Source organism: Streptomyces sp. HSG2, assembly GCF_016598575.1.
Classification (GTDB): Bacteria; Actinomycetota; Actinomycetes; order Streptomycetales; family Streptomycetaceae; genus Streptomyces.
On record NZ_CP066801.1, the window covers coordinates 4928262 to 4946533 of the forward strand.

The 18272-nt window shown below is 72.5% G+C and carries 17 protein-coding genes; 11 read left to right on the forward strand and 6 right to left on the reverse strand.

Annotation, left to right across the window (positions count from 1 at the left end):
- Window positions 1-248: 248 nt before the first annotated feature.
- Window positions 249-1559 (forward strand): S1 family peptidase, encoded by a 1311-nt coding sequence (locus JEK78_RS21480; protein ID WP_200261815.1) that lies wholly within the window; start codon window positions 249-251, stop codon window positions 1557-1559.
- A gap of 648 nt (window positions 1560-2207) precedes the next feature.
- On the opposite strand, the gene JEK78_RS21485 is transcribed toward JEK78_RS21480, so the two are convergent.
- On the reverse strand, window positions 2208-2573 hold the full coding sequence (locus JEK78_RS21485) for a nuclear transport factor 2 family protein (RefSeq protein ID WP_200261816.1): 366 nt from the start codon (window positions 2571-2573) through the stop codon (window positions 2208-2210).
- 194 nt (window positions 2574-2767) lie between these two features.
- On the opposite strand from JEK78_RS21485, the gene JEK78_RS21490 reads away from it, so the two are divergent.
- The 4 genes from JEK78_RS21490 (at window position 2768) to JEK78_RS21505 (ending at window position 5487) form a co-directional block, all read left to right on the forward strand.
- Window positions 2768-3052, forward strand: a complete 285-nt coding sequence (locus JEK78_RS21490; RefSeq protein WP_200261817.1) for a hypothetical protein — start codon at window positions 2768-2770, stop codon at window positions 3050-3052.
- A 180-nt stretch (window positions 3053-3232) separates the two neighbouring features.
- Window positions 3233-4321, forward strand: a complete 1089-nt coding sequence (locus JEK78_RS21495; protein WP_200261818.1) for an S-(hydroxymethyl)mycothiol dehydrogenase — start codon at window positions 3233-3235, stop codon at window positions 4319-4321.
- The gene (locus tag JEK78_RS21500; RefSeq protein ID WP_200261819.1) at window positions 4318-4950 is read left to right on the forward strand and encodes an MBL fold metallo-hydrolase; all 633 of its coding nucleotides are present in this window, start codon (window positions 4318-4320) and stop codon (window positions 4948-4950) included. The genes JEK78_RS21495 and JEK78_RS21500 overlap by 4 nt, the downstream gene beginning before the upstream one ends.
- 351 nt (window positions 4951-5301) lie before the next feature.
- Window positions 5302-5487, forward strand: a complete 186-nt coding sequence (locus JEK78_RS21505) for a hypothetical protein (RefSeq protein WP_200261820.1) — start codon at window positions 5302-5304, stop codon at window positions 5485-5487.
- A 30-nt stretch (window positions 5488-5517) separates the two neighbouring features.
- Here JEK78_RS21505 and JEK78_RS21510 read toward each other — a convergent pair whose 3' ends face one another.
- On the reverse strand, window positions 5518-6882 hold the full coding sequence (locus tag JEK78_RS21510) for a S1 family peptidase (protein WP_200261821.1): 1365 nt from the start codon (window positions 6880-6882) through the stop codon (window positions 5518-5520).
- 198 nt (window positions 6883-7080) lie between these two features.
- Between JEK78_RS21510 and JEK78_RS21515 the strand changes: the two genes are divergently transcribed.
- Window positions 7081-7467, forward strand: a complete 387-nt coding sequence (locus JEK78_RS21515; RefSeq protein WP_200261822.1) for a PPOX class F420-dependent oxidoreductase — start codon at window positions 7081-7083, stop codon at window positions 7465-7467.
- A 79-nt stretch (window positions 7468-7546) separates the two neighbouring features.
- Here the strand turns inward: JEK78_RS21515 and JEK78_RS21520 are convergent, their stop codons facing one another.
- Window positions 7547-7960 (reverse strand): zinc ribbon domain-containing protein, encoded by a 414-nt coding sequence (locus tag JEK78_RS21520; protein WP_200264292.1) that lies wholly within the window; start codon window positions 7958-7960, stop codon window positions 7547-7549.
- A 156-nt stretch (window positions 7961-8116) separates the two neighbouring features.
- Window positions 8117-8782, reverse strand: coding sequence for a TetR family transcriptional regulator (locus JEK78_RS21525; protein ID WP_200264293.1), 666 nt, complete (start codon window positions 8780-8782; stop codon window positions 8117-8119).
- Window positions 8783-9034: 252 nt separating this feature from the next.
- On the opposite strand from JEK78_RS21525, the gene JEK78_RS21530 reads away from it, so the two are divergent.
- From JEK78_RS21530 to JEK78_RS21540, 3 genes are all read left to right on the forward strand, one after another.
- On the forward strand, window positions 9035-9775 hold the full coding sequence (locus JEK78_RS21530; protein WP_200261823.1) for a beta-phosphoglucomutase family hydrolase: 741 nt from the start codon (window positions 9035-9037) through the stop codon (window positions 9773-9775).
- Window positions 9772-12126, forward strand: a complete 2355-nt coding sequence (locus tag JEK78_RS21535) for a glycoside hydrolase family 65 protein (protein WP_200261824.1) — start codon at window positions 9772-9774, stop codon at window positions 12124-12126. The genes JEK78_RS21530 and JEK78_RS21535 overlap by 4 nt, the downstream gene beginning before the upstream one ends.
- Before the next feature lie 120 nt (window positions 12127-12246).
- Window positions 12247-13722 carry a hypothetical protein gene (locus JEK78_RS21540; protein WP_200261825.1) on the forward strand — a complete coding sequence of 492 codons (1476 nt, stop codon included), beginning with the start codon at window positions 12247-12249 and terminating at the stop codon, window positions 13720-13722.
- Window positions 13723-13754: 32 nt separating this feature from the next.
- On the opposite strand, the gene JEK78_RS21545 is transcribed toward JEK78_RS21540, so the two are convergent.
- On the reverse strand, window positions 13755-13976 hold the full coding sequence (locus JEK78_RS21545) for a hypothetical protein (protein WP_200261826.1): 222 nt from the start codon (window positions 13974-13976) through the stop codon (window positions 13755-13757).
- 351 nt (window positions 13977-14327) lie between these two features.
- Between JEK78_RS21545 and JEK78_RS21550 the strand changes: the two genes are divergently transcribed.
- Window positions 14328-16613 carry an MMPL family transporter gene (locus JEK78_RS21550; protein WP_200261827.1) on the forward strand — a complete coding sequence of 762 codons (2286 nt, stop codon included), beginning with the start codon at window positions 14328-14330 and terminating at the stop codon, window positions 16611-16613.
- A gap of 109 nt (window positions 16614-16722) precedes the next feature.
- Here JEK78_RS21550 and JEK78_RS21555 read toward each other — a convergent pair whose 3' ends face one another.
- Window positions 16723-17646: a Gfo/Idh/MocA family oxidoreductase gene (locus JEK78_RS21555; protein ID WP_200261828.1), complete on the reverse strand. Its 924-nt coding sequence runs from the start codon at window positions 17644-17646 to the stop codon at window positions 16723-16725.
- Between the two features lie 251 nt (window positions 17647-17897).
- Between JEK78_RS21555 and JEK78_RS21560 the strand changes: the two genes are divergently transcribed.
- Window positions 17898-18158, forward strand: coding sequence for a DUF5133 domain-containing protein (locus tag JEK78_RS21560; RefSeq protein ID WP_200261829.1), 261 nt, complete (start codon window positions 17898-17900; stop codon window positions 18156-18158).
- The last annotated feature ends 114 nt before the right edge of the window (window positions 18159-18272 follow it).

The window sequence follows — 18272 nt, forward strand, 5'->3', positions numbered from 1 at the left end:
GACACGGGCCCGGTCGCGTGCCGACGCGTGCGACCGCCACCCCCCACCGCTCGCTCTACCGAGGCGACTCGCCCGCGCCGAGTGCCCCCGCCGGACCCAGTCGGAACGGATCGCCGGCCTCCGCAAGTCGCGAACGCAAGAGCCGTGAGTTGAACGGCTTTTCGGATTCGTGCGTACCAACAGCCATCCAGGCGCGCCGATTCGCCGCCGACCGGTGGCACGGAACCGAACCCAGGAGGGCCAGAAGCGTGAGTCACAAGCGAATGCCGAAGCGCAAGGCGGCGATGGCGGCGGGCGGTGTCGTCGCGCTCGGAGCCGCGGCGATCCTGCTGCCCCAGGCGAACGCGTCGCAGGACGAGGACGCGACCGGCGCGGACGCCGCGCCCCGGACGCTGAAGGCCGCCGACGCCTCGGACCTGGCCTCCCGGCTCTCCGGGTTGCTCGGCGACGCGTTCGCGGGCGCGTACTACGACGCCGACGAGCAGCGACTCGTCGTCAACGTGATAGCCGGAGACAACAACGTCGTCATCCAGGCGAAGAAGGCGGGGGCCGCGGTCCGCGAGGTCGACAACAGCATCGACGAACTGCGGGAGGGTGCCCGGACGCTCAGGAGCGAGGCGACGATCCCCGGCACGTCCTGGGCCATCGACCCGCGCACCAACAAGATCCTCGTGACCGCCGACTCGACTGTCACCGGCGAGAAGTGGGACACCCTGGAGTCGACCGTGGAGAAGCTCGGCTCGGACAAGGCCGTCCTCAAGAAGTCGGCCGGCACCTTCGAGACCTTCGTCTCCGGCGGCGACGCGATCTTCGGTGGTGGTTCCCGATGCTCCCTCGGGTTCAACGTGACGGCGGGCGACGGCACACCCGCCTTCCTCACCGCCGGGCACTGTGTCGTGGGGGCCGAACGCTGGTCCGACGAGACGGGCGCGCCGATCGGGACAGTGGACCAGGCGCTGTTCCCCGGGCAGGGGGACTTCGCGCTCGTCACGTACGACGACCCGGCGGTCGACGCGCCGAGCGAGGTGAACGTCGGCAGCCAGGTCGTTCCGATCGGACAGGCCGCGGAGGCTACGGTCGGGCAGGAGGTGTTCCGGATGGGCAGCACCACCGGGCTGTCCGACGGGCAGGTGTTGGGTCTGGACGCGACGGTGAACTACGCCGAAGGCACGGTCACCGGCCTGATACAGACGGACGTCTGCGCCGAGCGCGGCGACAGCGGTGGCTCCCTGTTCACCCGTGACGGCCTGGCGATCGGACTGACCTCGGGGGGCAGTGGCGACTGCACGGCGGGCGGCCAGACCTTCTTCCAGCCGGTGACCACGGCCCTGGCGGCGGTGGGTGCCACCCTCGGAGCGGGCGACCAGCCGGCCGAGGACGGCTCCGGTGCCGAGGGCGCGGCGGCGGACGACGGCGTCGAGGCCGAGGACGGCGCGGGCGCCGAGGCCGCTCGCGAGGGCGAGGACAAGCAGCCCGACGAGACGCGCGACGGTCAGAAGCACATCCGTTTCGGCGTCGAGAACGGCGAGGCGGGGACGGACCCGAAGCGGGCCGACTGATCCGAGAGCCGCCGAGGGACGGGGCACCGCTCCTCGACGGAGCCGGCGGCCCGGGGTCTCGTCCCCCGGGCCTTCCGCTCGTTCGGGCGGGCGGGCCCGTTCGCGGACGGGCGATCGGCGACCGGGTCTGTCCCTTCGTGCCCCCGCTCCCTCGGGCGACGGGGCACCCCGCGAGCCCGGCGCCGCCGGCGTCGACGTCACCCGGCCGGCCGCGTGGAGGCCCGAGCGGGGCGGTTTGGGCTTCGCGTCGACGGGCACCCGTGGGCGGTCACAGCCCGGCCGGCCTTGGTCACCCCCCGAGGTCGCGCACGGCGGCTGTCGGTGTCCAGGAAGGGACGGGAAACCGTGATCACGCGAAGCGGTACGGATCCTGATCGACAGCGTGAGGTCCGGCGTTCGAGGGCCGACCGGTCCGAGGCGCGCACGTCGGGTCCGCGTACATGCGTACCGGCGGTCGGGGACGATCCGAGCACGCTCCCGCGGACGAGCAACCCGGAGTCCCACATCATCCGCGGCGAGGACTGACCGTCGTCGAGGCGCGGTCGGCCGGAGGTTCGGGACCGGGGACGACGTGTCCGTTCCGTCGGTTTCCCCGTGTCGCGACCGACGCTCGCGCCGCCGACCCGCCTTCCGGAGCCACTGGGGTCCTCAGTCGTCCCAGGCCTGGATCATGGTCTGCTCGACGATCTTGCCGTCACGGAGCGAGACCATCGACTCGGCGAGCACGCGGACGCCGTCCGGGTACCGACACGATTCGGCGAAGGCGGCGCGATCGCCCTCGACCACACATTGATCGAGGGAGTGGGTCAGGTCGCGCTCGTAGATCTCGCCGATCATCTCGGCGATCTGCTCGCGTCCGCGCAACACCATGGGGTTGCTCGGCTGGGTACTGCGGTCCACGATGCGCAGCTCGGCGTCGTCCGCGTACAACGACACGAGTGTCGCCGCGGACCGGTTCTCCACGGCCTGGCGCAGCGTGTCACTGTCGAAACGGGTGGTTTCGGTCGTGCTCATGGCGGGCTCCTTTCCCATGGACGCGGCCCGCCGCGAACCTCCCCCGCGGCCGCACGGACCGGGCCGAGCGTGAGGGCTTCTCCTTCGAGCCTCCCGCGCGACACGTGCTCGGGCAAGCGAACGGGAGTCCACCTGTCGGGTGAGCGCGTCGTCGAGCCCGTGTCCGGTGGGCCCGCGGCGCCGTTCCCCAGGGCATGATCTCCACACGACGCATCACCGCCGCCGTCGGCCTCGCCGTCGGCCTGACCGGTCTGGCCGCGCCCCTCGCCGGCGCGGCCGAGTCCGGAGCCCTGGAGGGCGGACTCAGCCCGACGAAGACCCTCGACTCGCTCGCCGCCGGCGCCGTGCCGGCGGAGCACCGGTCCGAGGTGCTGCCACCCTCGGCGCAACTCAGCCGACTCGACGACGTGAACCAACTGCGGCAGGTCACCGGACTCGTCTCCCCTGTCTTCGGCGCAGTTCCGGCGATCCAGACCTGACGGAGCGCGCCGCGGAGGCGGCCACGCCCCATCGCCGCCTCCGCGCCTCCGCGTATCGACGGGGTCCCCCGGCACCGCGATCCGCCCACCGGGGACGGCCGGCGCGGCGACATCACGCGTCGACGGCCGTGAAGACGTAGGGTCGGAGCACAACAGACCTGGTGGAGATGGGGGTTGGCGATGACTCAGGAAGTGCGCGGCGTGATCGCGCCGGGCCGGGACGAGCCGGTTCGCGTCGAGACGATCCTCGTCCCGGACGCGGGGCCGGGCGAGGCCGTCGTACGCGTACAGGCGTGCGGGGTGTGCCATACCGACCTGCACTACAAGCAGGGCGCGATCGGCGAGGAGTTCCCGTATCTCCTCGGGCACGAGGCGGCGGGCGTGGTGGAGTCGGTGGGGGAGGGCGTCACGGACGTCGCTCCCGGCGACTTCGTGGTCCTGAACTGGCGGGCGGTGTGCGGCACGTGCCGGGCCTGTCGGCGCGGACGGCCCTGGTACTGCTTCGACACCCGCAACGCACGGCGGCGCATGACCCTCGCCGGTGACGGTCGGGAGTTGTCCCCGGCCTTGGGGATCGGAGCCTTCGCCGAGAAGACCCTGGTCGCCGCCGGTCAGTGCACCAAGGTCGACCCCCGTGTCTCCCCCGAGGTCGCCGGGCTGCTGGGCTGTGGCGTGATGGCGGGAATCGGCGCCGCGATCAACACCGGCGAGGTGGGCCGGGGCGATTCCGTGGCCGTCATCGGCTGCGGAGGGGTGGGGGACGCCGCGATCGCGGGAGCGCGCCTCGCGGGTGCCGCGCGCGTCATCGCCGTCGACATCGACGATCGCAAGCTGGAGACGGCCCGCGCGATGGGCGCGACGCACACCGTGAACTCCGGGATCACCGAACCGGTCGCCGCGATCCGGGACTTGACCGGCGGATTCGGAGCCGACGTGGTGATCGACGCGGTGGGTCTGCCGGAGACCTACCGGCAGGCGTTCTACGCGCGGGACCTGGCGGGCACGGTCGTGCTCGTCGGTGTACCGACCCCCGAGGCCACGCTGGAACTGCCGCTGCTCGACGTCTTCGGTCGGGGCGGCCGACTGGCCTCCTCCTGGTACGGGGACTGCCTTCCCTCGCGTGACTTCCCGATCCTCGTCGACCTGCATCTCCAGGGGCGTCTGGACCTCTCCGGTTTCGTCACCGAGACCATCGACCTGGACGAGGTGGAGAAGGCGTTCGCCCGTATGCGCGCGGGGGACGTCCTGCGGTCGGTGGTGGTCCTGTGAGCGCCCCGCGGATCGAACGGCTCGTCACTTCCGGCCGGTTCCGACTGGACGGCGGCAGCTGGGAGGTCGACAACAACGTCTGGCTGGTCGGCGATGACGACGAGGTCGTCGTCATCGACGCCGCGCACGACGCGGACGCCGTCGTCGAGGCGATCGGCGGCCGTCGGCTCGTCGCCGTCATCTGCACGCATGCGCACAACGACCACGTCGACGCGGCCCCGGCGCTCGCGGAGCGCACCGGAGCGGTCGTCTGGCTGCACCCCGACGACCTCCCTCTGTGGCGTCAGACCCATCCGGACCGTGATCCGGACGCCTGGCTCTCCGACGGACAGGTGATCGAGGCGGCCGGGGCCGATCTGACGGTTCTGCACACGCCCGGGCACGCCCCCGGTGCGGTGTGTCTGCACGAGCCCGGCCTGGCCACCGTCTTCACCGGCGACACCCTCTTCCGTGGCGGTCCCGGTGCCACGGGCCGATCCTTCTCCCACTTTCCGACGATCATCGAGTCGATCCGCGACCGGCTTCTCACCCTCCCGCCGGATACGCGGGTCCTGACCGGGCACGGCGAGTCGACCACCATCGGCGCGGAGGCCCCCCACCTCCCCGAGTGGATCGATCGCGGTCACTGACGCCGCACGCGGGCGAGGCGTGCGCGCTCCCCCCTCCGCCCCTCCGCGACACAGGATCGGACATCGTCGACGGGCTCCTCCCACATCCGCGCCCAGACCGAACGGTAGGCTCCCCGGGCCACGAGCTCGGATCGCGAGGAGGTTTCGTGGTCGGTGCGGCTGCCGCACCCCCCCAGGTGACCGCGCGCCTTCGCGCCGCTCGCCCTGCCCCGGGCGCGTCCCGAGTGGGGCGGGAGAGCCTCTTCGGCTCCGAACTCCCGCGTGTCGCCCGCCAGATGCAGTGACCAGAGACACGTCGCATATGTCCGCTTGGTCGGGTTTCCTTTATCTCGCCCTCACCCGTACCGCCGTATGCTTCACTGCATGTCCATCACGGTTGAACCCTCCTCCGAGCGATCGGCGGCCGAGGTCAACGAGGAGATCCGGGCCCTGTGGCTCCGATCCGGCGGGACACTGAGCGTCGAGCAGCGGGAGGAGTACCGGCGGCTCGTCCTGGAGTGGGCCGCCGCCGTCCCGCGGTCCGGCCGGGCCGCCTGACGAAGGAGGCGCCGGGGCCTCGTTCCCCACTCAGCTCCACGACGCCGAGTACCGGCGCCGATAGTCGCTGCGGTCGTGCTCCGCCCTGATCCAGCGGGTGGCCACCAGCACTGCGAGGCTTCCGGCGGCCAGCAGCAGCCCCGGGGTCAGGTTGGCCCGATCGACCAGCAGCCCGGCCAGCCGTGCCGGCAGGGACGCCCCCTCCCCGCCGGCCGACGGCGTGCCGGGGCCGCTGTCCACCGCCGCGCCCCCGCCCGCGGACTCGATGATTCCGTTGTCCGGCGCGGATCCGTCCCCCGAGGCAACGAGAAGGCGCACGCCCAGCGCCTCCATGGCCTCGCCGACGGGCTGGAAGTACGTGGTGCCGCCTCGCGAGCAGTCCCCGTTGCCGCCGGAGGTCACCCCGAGGGCGACCCCATCGGAGAACATCGGCCCGCCGCTGTCGCCGGGTTCCGCGCACACGTCCGTCTCGATCAGGCCGGTGACGGTGCCCTCCGGGTAGTTCACCGTCGCGTCCAGCGCGACCACCCGCCCGTCACGCAGCCCGGTCGTGCTGCCGCTGCGGAAGACTCGCTGGCCCACGGCAGGCACGCCCGCCCCGGTGATCCGCACGCCCTTGTCCTCGCCGACCGAGACTATCTCCGCGCCGGTGCCCGCCTCGCCACCCGCGTACTCCACCAGGGAGTAGTCGTCTCCGGGGAAGCTGCGGGACACCGTCTCGCCGACCTCCCCGCCCCCGCCGCCCTCGGCGAACCACACGGACCCGGTGGGGCCGCAGTGGCCCGCGGTGAGGATGAGGTCCCGCTCCCCATCCGTCACGTTGAACCCGGCCGAGCAGCGGCCGGCCGTGGACAGGATCGCCTCGGCGCCGTTCAACCGCGTGGTGAACCGGCCCTCGATCCGTTCCATGCGCACTCGGGCGCCCATGCCCTCGGCGATCTCGGCAAGGCGAGACCAGTCGGTCTCCGAGACGGTGCTGTCACCCCGAAGCACCACCTCGTTCGACCGGTAGTCGATCACCCAGGCCGTGCCGGGCACGCTGGGCGCCTCGCTCAACCCGGTCGCGGCGGTGGACAGCTCGCTCATGCTGTGCCGGACCATCGCCGCCTCGGCCCCCGCCTCCCGGACCCTGGACGCCGCCTCCTCGTCGGTGACCGCGACGACCGGATCGCCCTCGTCGTCGATCCAGTGGCCCGCCGTGCGATCCGCCCCGAGGCGGGCCACCAGATCGGCTCCCTCGGCCCCTCGTGCCCCCGCGAGGAGCCGGGCCTCGTCGTCGGGTCCGACGGGCTCGCTCGCCGTCGCCCCGGCGACCATGACCGTCCCGAGGAGCAGTCCACCGGCGGCCATCGCTCGCGCCCCCCGCCGGATCATGCGCCGTCGTGCGTGCCTCATCGCCTGCTCTCCCGTAGCCGGACGCGCCGCGACTGTGTCGCGGGAGGATCCCGCATCGGGGATCCCGACTCTTCATACGGCCGCCGTGCCGACGGCGTTCAGTGGGGACACGGTCGGTCGAGGCGGATTCCGGCGGGGGGGCGGGCCGGTCCCGCCGGGCGGGGCCGGTCGGTGATCACTCCGCCCTACACTCGGTGCATGGACGATGTCTCGTGGGCCCGACTCGGTGCGGGGAAGTACCTGCTGTTGACCACCTACCGGAAGAACGGCACACCGGTCGCGACCCCGGTCTGGGTCGTGACCGACGGGGACGCCCTGGGCGTGTGGACGGTCGCCGATTCCTGGAAGGTCAAGCGGATCCGAAACCGCGCCGATGTCTCGGTCGGTCCCTGCGACCTCCGCGGCAACCCCACCGGCGAGTCCGTCCCCGGGATCGCCGAGATCTGTGACGCCGAGGGTGGCGCCCGGGTGAGACGGCTGGTGGCCCGCAAGTACGGTGTGGTGGGTCGGCTCACCCTGATCGGGAGCCGGCTGCGGCGCGGCCGGGAGGGCACCGTGGGACTGCGGATCACCCCGGCGGGGTGATCCGGACGGGTGGCGAATCACCGGCCCCGGCGGCGGCTCCCGCGAGGTCGGACGGGCCGGCCCGCGATGCGAGTCGCCGTCAACTCCAGGCCCGGTAGGGCTCGTCGAGCAGTTGGAACACCGGCTCGCCTCGAACCGGGTCCTGGGCCGTGGACAGGCGTACCCGGTCGCCGCTGTGGATTCCGACGGGCGGACCCATGACGCGGCCCCGGACGACGAACCCCTCCGCCATCTCCACCAGGGAGACGTTTCGGGCCGCCGGGGTGTTCCGATGGACGACCGTGGAGTGTCGGACGGTTCCGTTGCCCTCGCTCCGCTCCACCCGGAGTTCGCTGCCCTGACAGACGGGACACAGCAGGCGGTGGTACATGGCGGTGCCGCACCAGACGCATCGCTGGAAGACGAGGGTCTCGGCGTCTCGGGCTCCGGGGGAGAGGAGGCCCGTCGCGGTACCCGCGGCCCGCTGCGCGGTACTTCTTGGGTGGTGGTACACGCTGGTCAACTCCTCGCGCTCGGTCGGAATCGGGGAGAACGGCCGCCCGGGCGGGCGCGTGCCCGGTGCGACGCGCCACCGCACGAGCGTATGGCACCGAGTGTCAGCCGTAAAGGCACTCCGTACCCTCGGATCGGTCCGGGGCCGGCCGATCGCTCAGGAGCGGGCGAGGAGTTCCTCCAGCCGCCGTACCACCCGCCACAGCGGGACATCCCGTCTCGCCACGACCACCACGACGTCCTCGGCCGGGCCCGCGGGAGCCGCCCGCGCCGTGCCGAAGGCGGATCGGACGCACTCCAACGCGTGGTCGACGGCCAGGCGCGCGTCCCCCCCTCCTCCCGAACGCAACCACGACCGCAGCGCGTTGTTGTGGGCGGCGACCACCGAGGCCGCGACGACGTCGGCTCGCAGGGTCCCGTCCGGCCGCCCGGCGAAGCGCTCCCTGAGGTAGGCGGCCATCGCACGTTCGTAGCGCCACACCACCGACAGCTCGTAGGCGCGCAACCCGGGAACCTCCCTGGTCAGGCGGTAGCGCTGAACCGAGAAGACCGGGTTGTCGGCGTACATCCGCAGGACCAGCCGGGCCGCGTCGCACACCCGGTCCACCGGGTCGGCGGTCCGATCCGAGGTGGCCAGGAAGCGCGTCATGTCGGCCAGGCAACGCTCGTGGTCCGGGAAGACCACGTCTTCCTTGGAGGGGAAGTAGCGGAAGAACGAGCGCCGGCCGACCCCGGCCAGCGTGACGATGTCGTCGACGGTGGTCCGTTCGTAGCCGCGCTCGACGAACAGGCGGAACGCCGCCGTCACCAAGGCCTCGCGCATCGGCGGGCGCGCGGCGGAGGACGGCGCTCCCCCGCCCCGACGGGGAACCGCACCGGAACTCATACGGGCGAACGTAGCAGGCCGGCCGGAACGACGGCACGCGGTGCAGTCTCCGAGGGAACGTGGTGTCTGCGACGCGGGTGCTCCGATTCCTTCCGCCCGGGCCCCCGTGTCACCCGATCGGCCGTGCGGGTCCGGGCGGGCGGGCTCAACCACCCGGAGGGAGGTACGACGGCGGGGAACTGTGGGCACATGACCACGCAGCTAGGGCTTCCCGCAGGCATCCACGCCTGCCTCTTCGACCTCGACGGGGTGATCACCCGCACGGCGGTGGTGCACGCCGCCGCGTGGAAGGAGACGTTCGACGCGTTCCTCCGGCAACGGGACGGCGCGGAGTTCCGTCCGTTCACCGACGGCGACTACGACACCTACGTCGACGGTCGCCCCCGGGCCGACGGCGTGCGCGCGTTCCTCGCCTCCCGTGACATCGAGCTGCCCGAGGGCACCCCGGACGACCCTCCCGACGCCGCCACCGTCCAGGGGATCGGCAACCGGAAGAACGCCCTGCTCCTGAGTCGGATCCGCTCCGACGGGGTGGAGGTCTACCCGGGCTCGGTGCGCTATGTCGAGGCGGTCCGCGCCCTGGGTCTGCGCACCGCCATCGTGTCCTCCAGCGCCAACACCGCGGACGTGCTGCGTTCGGTCGACGCCGAGCGTCTGTTCGACGTCCGGATCGACGGCGTGGTGGCTCGGGAACGGCGACTTCCGGGCAAGCCACGCCCCGACACCTTCCTCGCCGCCGCCCACGACCTCGGCGTGGACCCTGAGAGGGCCGCCGTCTTCGAGGACGCGCTCGCCGGGATGGACGCCGGTCGCTCGGGTCGCTTCGGATACGTCGTCGGTGTCGACCGCGTCGGTCAGACCGACGCCCTCTACGCCCACGGCGCCGACGTGGTCGTCGCCGACCTCGCCGACCTGGGAGACCACCGATGATCACCAACCTGACCTACGCCGTGGAGCCCTGGTCCGTCCGCGAGACCTCACTCAACCTCGACCTGTTGGCCCAGAGCGAATCGGTGTTCGCCCTGTCCAACGGTCACATCGGCTGGCGCGGAAATCTCGACGAGGGAGAGCCGCACGGTCTTCCCGGCACCTACCTCAACGGCGTCCACGAACTTCACCCGCTGCCCTACGCCGAGGCCGGATACGGCTACCCGGAGTCGGGCCAGACGGTCATCAACGTCACCAACGGCAAGCTGTTGCGGTTGCTCGTCGACGACGAGCCGTTCGACCTGCGCTACGGGCGGTTGAGCAGGCACGAGCGGAACCTGGATCTGCGCGCGGGCGTGCTGGAGCGGCTGGTCGAGTGGACCTCGCCGGCCGGTTCGACCGTACGGGTGCGGTCCACCCGGCTGGTCTCGCTCACCCAGCGGGCCATCGCCGCCGTCTCCTACGAGGTGGAGCCGCTGGACAGCCGGGTCCGCGTCGTCATCCAGTCCGAGCTGGTCGCCAACGAGAGCCTGCCCGAACCCGACGGCGACCCGCGGACCGCCAAGGCCCTGGTGGCACCGCTGGCCGCCGAGGAGTCGCACGCGGCCGGAAGCCATCTGAGGTTGGTCCACCGAACCCGGCACAGCGGGCTCCGGGTCGCCGTCGCCGCCGACCACGTCGTCGAGGGTCCGGACGACATCCTCACCGCGGCGGAGAGCGACGAGGACGTGGCCCGGCTCACCGTCACCGCCGTCCTGGAGCCGGGCCGGTCGCTCAGGGTGCGCAAGACCGTCGCCCACGGCTGGTCCGCCACGCGCTCCCGGCCGGCGATGGGCGACCAGGTGGAGGCGGCGCTGGCCGCCGCGCGGCACAGCGGGTGGGACGGCCTCCTCGCCGACCAGCGCACCTATCTCGACGAGTTCTGGGGCCGGGCCGATGTCGAGGTGGAAGGAGACGAGGAGATCCAGCAGGCCGTGCGTTTCGCCCTGTTCCACGTGTTGCAGGCGGGTGCCCGGGCCGAGCAACGGGCGATCCCGGCCAAGGGACTGACCGGCTCCGGCTACGACGGCCACGCCTTCTGGGACACCGAGATGTTCGTGCTGCCGGTGCTGACCTTCACCGAGCCCCGGGCGGTCGCCGAGGCGTTGCGTTGGCGCCAGGTCACCCTGCCGGCGGCACGCGACCGGGCCACCCAACTCGGCTTGCGCGGCGCGGCGTTCCCCTGGCGCACCATCGACGGCTCGGAGGGATCGGCGTACTGGCCGGCCGGGACCGCCGCCTTCCACGTCGGCGCCGACATCGCCCACGCCGTCGTCCGGTACGTGGCGGCCACCGGGGACCGGGACTTCGAACGCGACACGGGCCTGGAGTTGCTGGTGGAGACCGCCCGGCTGTGGCGTTCGCTCGGGCACCACGATCCCCACGGCACCTTCCACATCGACGGGGTCACCGGACCCGACGAGTACAGCGCCGTGGTGGACGACAACCTCTACACCAACCTCATGGCGAGGGCCAACCTTCTCGCCGCCGCGGACGCGTGCGAACGCCATCCCGACGAGGCCGCCCGGCTCGGCGTCGACGAGGAGGAGAGCGCCGGCTGGCGCGACGCGGCCGAGGCCGTGTGCATCCCCTACAACGAGGAACTGGGAGTCTACGAGCAGCACTGGGGTTTCACCCGCCACCAGCGGTGGGACTTCGCGGCCACCGGGGAGGACCGTTATCCGCTGCTGTTGCACTTCCCGTACTTCGATCTCTACCGCAAGCAGGTGATCAAGCAGTCCGACCTCGTCCTGGCGATCTACACCTGCGGCAGTTGGTTCGACGCGCACTGCGACGACGACGACATCGCCCGCAACTTCGCCTACTACGAGGCGCTGACCGTCCGCGACTCCTCGCTCTCGGCGTGCTGCCAGGCCGTCGTCGCGGCGCAGACCGGGCATCTGCGACTGGCCTACGACTACACGGCCGAAGCCGCGCTGATGGACCTGGCGGACCTGGAGCACAACACCCGGGACGGGCTGCACATCGCCTCCCTGGCCGGCACCTGGATGGCCCTGGTGGCCGGTTTCGGCGGCACCCGGAGGGAGGGCGGTTCGCTGCGCTTCTCCCCGCGCCTGCCGGAGAAGTTCAGCAGACTGGCCTTCCGGCTGCGCTTCCGCGACCGCTGCGTCCGCGTGGAGATCGCCCCCGAGGAGGCGACGTACACCCTGCTCACGGGGGACGCGTTGACGATCCGTCATCACGGTCGACCGGTGGACCTCCTGCCCGACGTCCCCGTGCCCCTGCCCGTCCCCCCGGCGCCCGTGCGTCCCGCTCCGGAACAGCCCCCGCGTAGGGGCCCCGCCGTCCGCTGACCGGCCGTCATCCGAGTTCCGGTCCACCCGGTCGCCGGCGCCCGCGGTGCGGGGTGCCCCCGCCCGTGGTGTCCTTCCTCACGGACTGGTTCGCGGACATTCCCGACAGAGAGGTGGACGATGGTCCACGGTGCGAGCATCCTCAGCGACGGTCGGCGCGACCGCGCCTCGGTCGCCGGGAGCCCGGACGGCGGCGGCACCCGGCTCCTCGCCGTGCCGGCCGCGTTGTTCACCCTTGCCCAACTGCTCCTGGTGGGCCCCGGCATGGGGCTCGGCTGGGACGAGACGGTGTACGTCAGCCAGGTCACCACGCACACCCCGGCCGCGTTCTTCAGCGCGCCCCGTTCCCGCGGGGTCTCCCTCCTCGTCGCCCCGATCGCGTCCTGGTCGTCCTCCACCGAACTCTTGAGGGTGTGGCTCGCCGTCTTGTCCGGGCTCGGGCTCTACGCGGCGCTGCGCTCCTGGCGCGGCCTGTTCCCGGTGCGGGTGACGGCCACCGCCGGCGCGCTGTTCGCCACGTTGTGGGTGACCCTCTTCTACGGGCCGCAGGCCATGCCCAACTACTGGGTCGCGGTGGGCGCCCTGGTCTGCGTGGGGTGCTTCCTCCGCGCGGGGGCACGAGGTTCCGCCGGCGTGCTGTGGGGGGTGGCCGGGGGAGCCCTCCTGATGGCCCTCATGCGCCCCACCGACGCGGTCTGGGTCACCATCCCGCTGCTCGTCGTCGCCCTGGGCCGGCGCCGACTCCGGGTGTCGACCGCGCTCCTCGGCGGGCTCGCGGTCGGCGGATCGGCATGGGTGATCGAGGCGTACGCCTGGTACGGCGGACTGGGGGCGAGGCTCTCCCGGGCCTCGGAGATCCAAGGCGGGCTCGGCTGGCACTTCGCGGTCGACGACCAGCTTCGCAGCCTCGGAGGGCGGGCGCTCTGCCGCCCGTGCGACGTACCCATGCCGCCGCTGTTCGTCACCCTGTGGTGGTACGTCCTCCCGGTGCTGGCGGTGATCGGTCTGATCGTGGCCGTCCGGGCGGGTCGGACGGCACGGACCCTCACGCCCCTGGCGTGCGCCGTGACATCGGCGGTCCCGTACCTGTTCCTGATCGGCTACGCCGCGCCCCGCTTCCTGCAACCCGCGTACGCGCTGCTCGCCCTCCCCGTCGCGGACGCCCTCTGGCACCTGGTCAAGAAGCCCGGCGGTCGGTGGCGGCCGGTCCCCACCGCGCTGGTCGCTCTCGCCCTCGCGGCTCACCTGTCGGTCCAGTTCGCCGTCCTGCTGCACACCGTGGGGCGCACCACCGACGACCGTCGTGACTGGGCGGGGACGGCCGGCGAGCTGCACCGCCTGGGCGTCCGCCCGCCCTGCCTGCTCACCGGACACCAGGCCATTCCCATCGGCTACTACACCGGATGCTCCTCGGGCGCCACGGCCGGCAACAACGAGAACACCACGGTGACGGAGATCGTCCGCACGGCGCGCCGGGTTCCGGTCGCCGACCTCGGCGTCCCGGGGCGAACGCCGCCGGGCTTCGCCCGCGACTGGACCGTTCACCGGGTGAACGACCTGGTGGTCCGCGTCGCCCCGCCGCCGGCCGACCGCTGAGGGTGGAGCGGGGGCGGGGGCGGGGGCCGGGGTCAGGGAAGCAGCTTCTCCAGCGCGGCGGGGCCCTCCTCGGCCAGCTTGCGCCGGGCCCACTCCAGGTCGCGTTCGGTGAGGTCCCTGCCCGCGGCCAGCACCAGGTCCTCCGGCGTCACCTCGGTGCCGGTGCGGGTGTGAAGCAGGTCGTCCGGGGTGGCGCGGTCGTCGCCGACCCGCACCTCGGAGGGTCGGGAAGCCTCGAATCGTGGCATCGGCATGGTCGGGGGCTCCTCCCGTCCGGCAGCGGACGATGTCGCTGCCGCCGGCGTCGGCGGCGAACGCCCTGACACTTCAGCCTATCGCCGCCTCGGGCGACCTTCACCCCCTCGACCGTCACGCCGCCCCCGACCGGAAGTCCGCGGTGCCCTTTCTCGCCACCCTCCGGAACGGCCGGCCGAGCACCCCGCCCCTCGTTCCCCGCCCCGCCGTCCGAGCGTCACGCCATCTCGGGTCGGCCGCGGCGGGGAGGTGACGGGTTGGGCCGACCGGACCGCACGGGGGTGCGCGCCCGTGCCCGCCGTCGTCCAATGAGGGCGATCGACCCAGTCGCCGGGCGGAAGGGCACGAGCATGGCGAAGAGCCGCACAGGGGCCGGCGCGGGAGAGGACACCCGCGGGATGCTGCGGCGACTAGGCGAGTGGTGCGCCCGGCGCGGAGTGGTCGTCGTGGTCGCCTGGTTGGCGGCACTGGCCGCCCTCCTGGTCTGCGAACGCTCCTTCGGCGGCACCTACTCCGACAACTTCACCATCTCCTCGACCCAGGCCGCGAAGGGTCTGGGCGTCCTGCGGGAGCACGCCCCCTCGGCCGGCGGCTACGCCAGCCAGGTCGTGGTCCACGACGACTCCTCGCTGACCTCCCTCGGGACACAGTTCGACACGGTCGTGGCCGACCTGGAGAAGCTGCCCCACGTCCTGTCGGCGCAGAACCCCCTCACCGCGGCGAGCTCGTCCACCGAGCCCGACGTGGGGCCGCTGTCCTCCGACGGCCGCACCGCCTACATCACCGTCCGCTTCGACGTCCAGCCGACCACCTTGGGCGACGACTACCTCGACGGAGTCGACGACGCGGTGAGCCCGCTGCGGTCGGCGGGTGCCGAGGTCGAGTACGGCGGCCAGCTCGGCAACCTGGCCCGCCCCTCGGCGAACGACAGGCTGAGCGAGGCGATCGGCTTCGGCGTCGCCGTGATCGTGCTGCTCGTCGGGTTCGGCAGCGTGATCGCCGCCGTGATCCCCCTGCTGACCGCGCTGCTCGCGGTGGTCGGCGGACTGGCCTGTCTCGCCCTGATCGCCGCGGCGACCACCTTCGCCACCGTCTCGCCCACCCTCGCCACCATGATCGGATTGGGCGTGGGCATCGACTACGCCCTGTTCCTGATCACCCGCCATCGACAGGGGTTGATCGACGGCGCCGACCCGGTGCGCGCCGCCGGGCACGCGACCGCCACCAGCGGCCGGGCGGTGCTGGTCTCGGGGTGCACGGTCATCGTGGCGCTCTGCGGGCTCTACGCCTCCGGCGTCTCCTTCATCGGCAAGCTGGGGGTGGCCGCCGCCGTCACCGTCGTCTCCGCCGTTCTCGGGGCGTTGACACTGGTTCCGGCGCTGCTGGGGCTGATCGGCCGTCGGATCGACCGCTACCACGTGCGGCGCCCCGTCGCGGAGAGCGACGCCGTGCCCGGCGCGGAACCGCACGGTACCTGGCACCGCTACGCGCAGCGAGTGGAGCGGCGGCCCTGGCACTTCCTGGCGGCCGGCCTCCTCACGATCGCGGTCCTGGCGATCCCCGCGTTCTCCATGCAGCTGGGACACATCGACAACGGCGCGGACCCCACGTCCTTCACCGACCGCCGCGCCTACGACCTGATGACCGATGCCTTCGGACCGGGCTCGAACGGACCTCTCACCGTGGTCGTGGACCAATCGGACGTGGACCAGTCGGACCGGGCCGACCTCGCCTCGCGGACCGAGACGGCCCTGGCCGGGGTGTCCGGCACGTCGGCAGTCACCCCGCTCAGCCCGACCCAGGACGGCGACGTGCTCGTCGGCACCGTCTACCCCGAGGAACGGCCGCAGAGCGCGGCGACCACCTCGCTCGTCAACGACCTCGTCGACTCCACCCTGCCCGGGGCCACCTCGGGTACCGAGGCACGGAGCTACGTCACCGGCACGACGGCCGCGCAGGTCGACTTCCGCGACATCGTCGCCGAGCGGCTCCCCCTGATCATCGCCGTCGTGGTGGCGCTGGCCTTCTTGATCATTCTCGCGGTCTTCCGGGGGCTGCTCGTCGCCGTGAAGGCGGCCGTGCTCAACGTGCTGTCCATCGGAGCGTCCTACGGCGTCGTCGTCGCCGTCTTCCAGTGGGGCTGGGGTGGCCCCGAACTCGGCGTCAACGGCACCGTGCCCATCGAGAGCTACGTGCCGATGATGATGTTCGCGATCATCTTCGGCCTCAGCATGGACTACGAGATCTTCCTGCTCTCCCGGGTGCACGAGGCGTGGCTGCGCACCCACGACGCCAAGGGGGCCGTGGCCCACGCCCTGGAGATCACCGCCAGAGTGATCACCTGTGCCGCGCTGATCATGGTGAGCGTCTTCGCCGCGTTCATCATCACCGACAACATCGTGGTCAAGATGCTCGGCCTGGGGCTCGCGGTGAGCGTCCTCATCGACGCCACCGTTGTGCGCCTGCTGCTGGTACCCGCCGTGATGACCCTGCTGGGTCGACACGCCTGGTGGACGCCGCGTTGGCTCGACCGGGCGCTGCCGCGCATCGACGCGGAGGGCGAGAAGGAGCGGGCCGCGGGAGTGGTGCCCAGGGGCGGGACCGACCCGCCGGGAGGGCCGGGGTCCGCGTCGTGACCCCGGCCCGTCCCGCCGCCGCGGCCGGCCGGGACTGGCCGCCCCCGTCGGCCGGTCCGTCTCGGCCCGCGCGCCGTCACACGGGGCTCGTCCCCGCCGGTCCGAGTCCCTAACGCTCCGCGTCCGAGGAGGCCGGCGGGGTGTCCGCCCCGTCGTCGGCTCCCAGCCGTGCCTCGGCCTCGGCCAGGATCTCCGTCACCCGCAGTCCGAACGCCGCGTCGCAGGCGTGCGGCGGGCCGCCGTCGGCGGCGGCGAGCAGGGCGTCGACGGCCTCCGTCAGCGCCGGCACCGCGCCATCGGAGCTCTCGGGGAGCCGCGACGTCCCCCCGCCGCCCCGGAGCTCCACGGAGACACCGGTCGCCTCGCGCGGCGCGGTGAGGCTGAGCGTCATCACGGCGGAGGCCCCTCCGACGTGGTCGAGCACCACGTGCACGGTGTCACCGGGGCCCTTCGCGGTCGCCGTCACCCGTCGCACGTCGCCGAGGACCGGCAGCAGGACCGACAGGGCGTGGGGGCCGACGTCCCACAGAGCCCCCCGTTCCCGCCGCCACGGCGACGCGCCGAACGGATTGTCGCCGGTGAACACCGACCCCAGCCATTCGGCGCGCCCCGTGAACCAGTCCGAGCGCTCGGCGCGGGCGGCGATCCACTCCCGGGTCTCGGGCTGGAAGCGGGTGGTGAAGAAGACGACCGAGGCGACGCCCGCTTCGCGCACCGCCTCCACCACCGCTCGCCCTCGAGCGACCGTCGAGGCCAGCGGTTTGTCCAGGAGAAGGTGGCATCCGGCACGGGCCGCCCGGACCGCGAGGTCGGCCTGCACGTCGGGGGGGAGCGCGACGGCGACGGCGTCGACTGCGGAGAGCAACTCCTCCACGTCGGTGTAGTGGCGGGTGCCATGGCGCTCCGCCAGCTCCCTCGCGGCCTCCGGGCGACGTCCCCAGACCCCGACGAAGTCCAGCCCCTCGTGTCGGCTCATGGCGGGGGCGTGTGCCGCCTCCGCCCAGGGCCCGGTTCCCAGCAGTCCTATGCGCATGCCTGGCTCCTCTTGGGTTGTGCACCGGGGCCGAGCGTGTCACACGGGTCCGTCCGGAACGGCCCGGGGCCCATCCGGAGGTGCCGCGACGCCCGAGGGCGTCGAGAGCTACACGTTCATTTCATGTCAAATTCTGATGCGTAAACGTCAATGTGTGTTTGTTTCCGGCCAATTCGACTCATCTCGTCGTCTGTTGCGCATGTTTCCCCCGAGTAGGGGAACACGGAGCCAAAAAGAGAGAGGGGCGCTTCGTGCTGGTACCCGACCCGAAGATCGTCAGGGAGTTGCTGACGCGCTATGCCTCGCTGCGCATCGCCCAGGCGGAACGGGAGAGCGCCGCGCTCGCCCGAGAACTGGCCGACGTCGGCTACACCCTGTGCGTGACGACGGGCGAGACCACTGTCCGTGACGCGTTGGGTGCCGCGGACGCCATCCTGATGGCCGCCGGACGGCCGGGCGCCGCCGGCGCGTCGGACAGGGAGGGCGAGGCCGGGCTCTCGATGGCCGTCTGAACCGATGAAGGGCGCCCCCGCACGGCCACGCCGTGCGGGGGCGCCCTCTCCCGTGCCGCGCTCCGGCGCGGGAGAGGGCATTCCTCGTGCCCCACTCGTCCCGATCCGCCGACC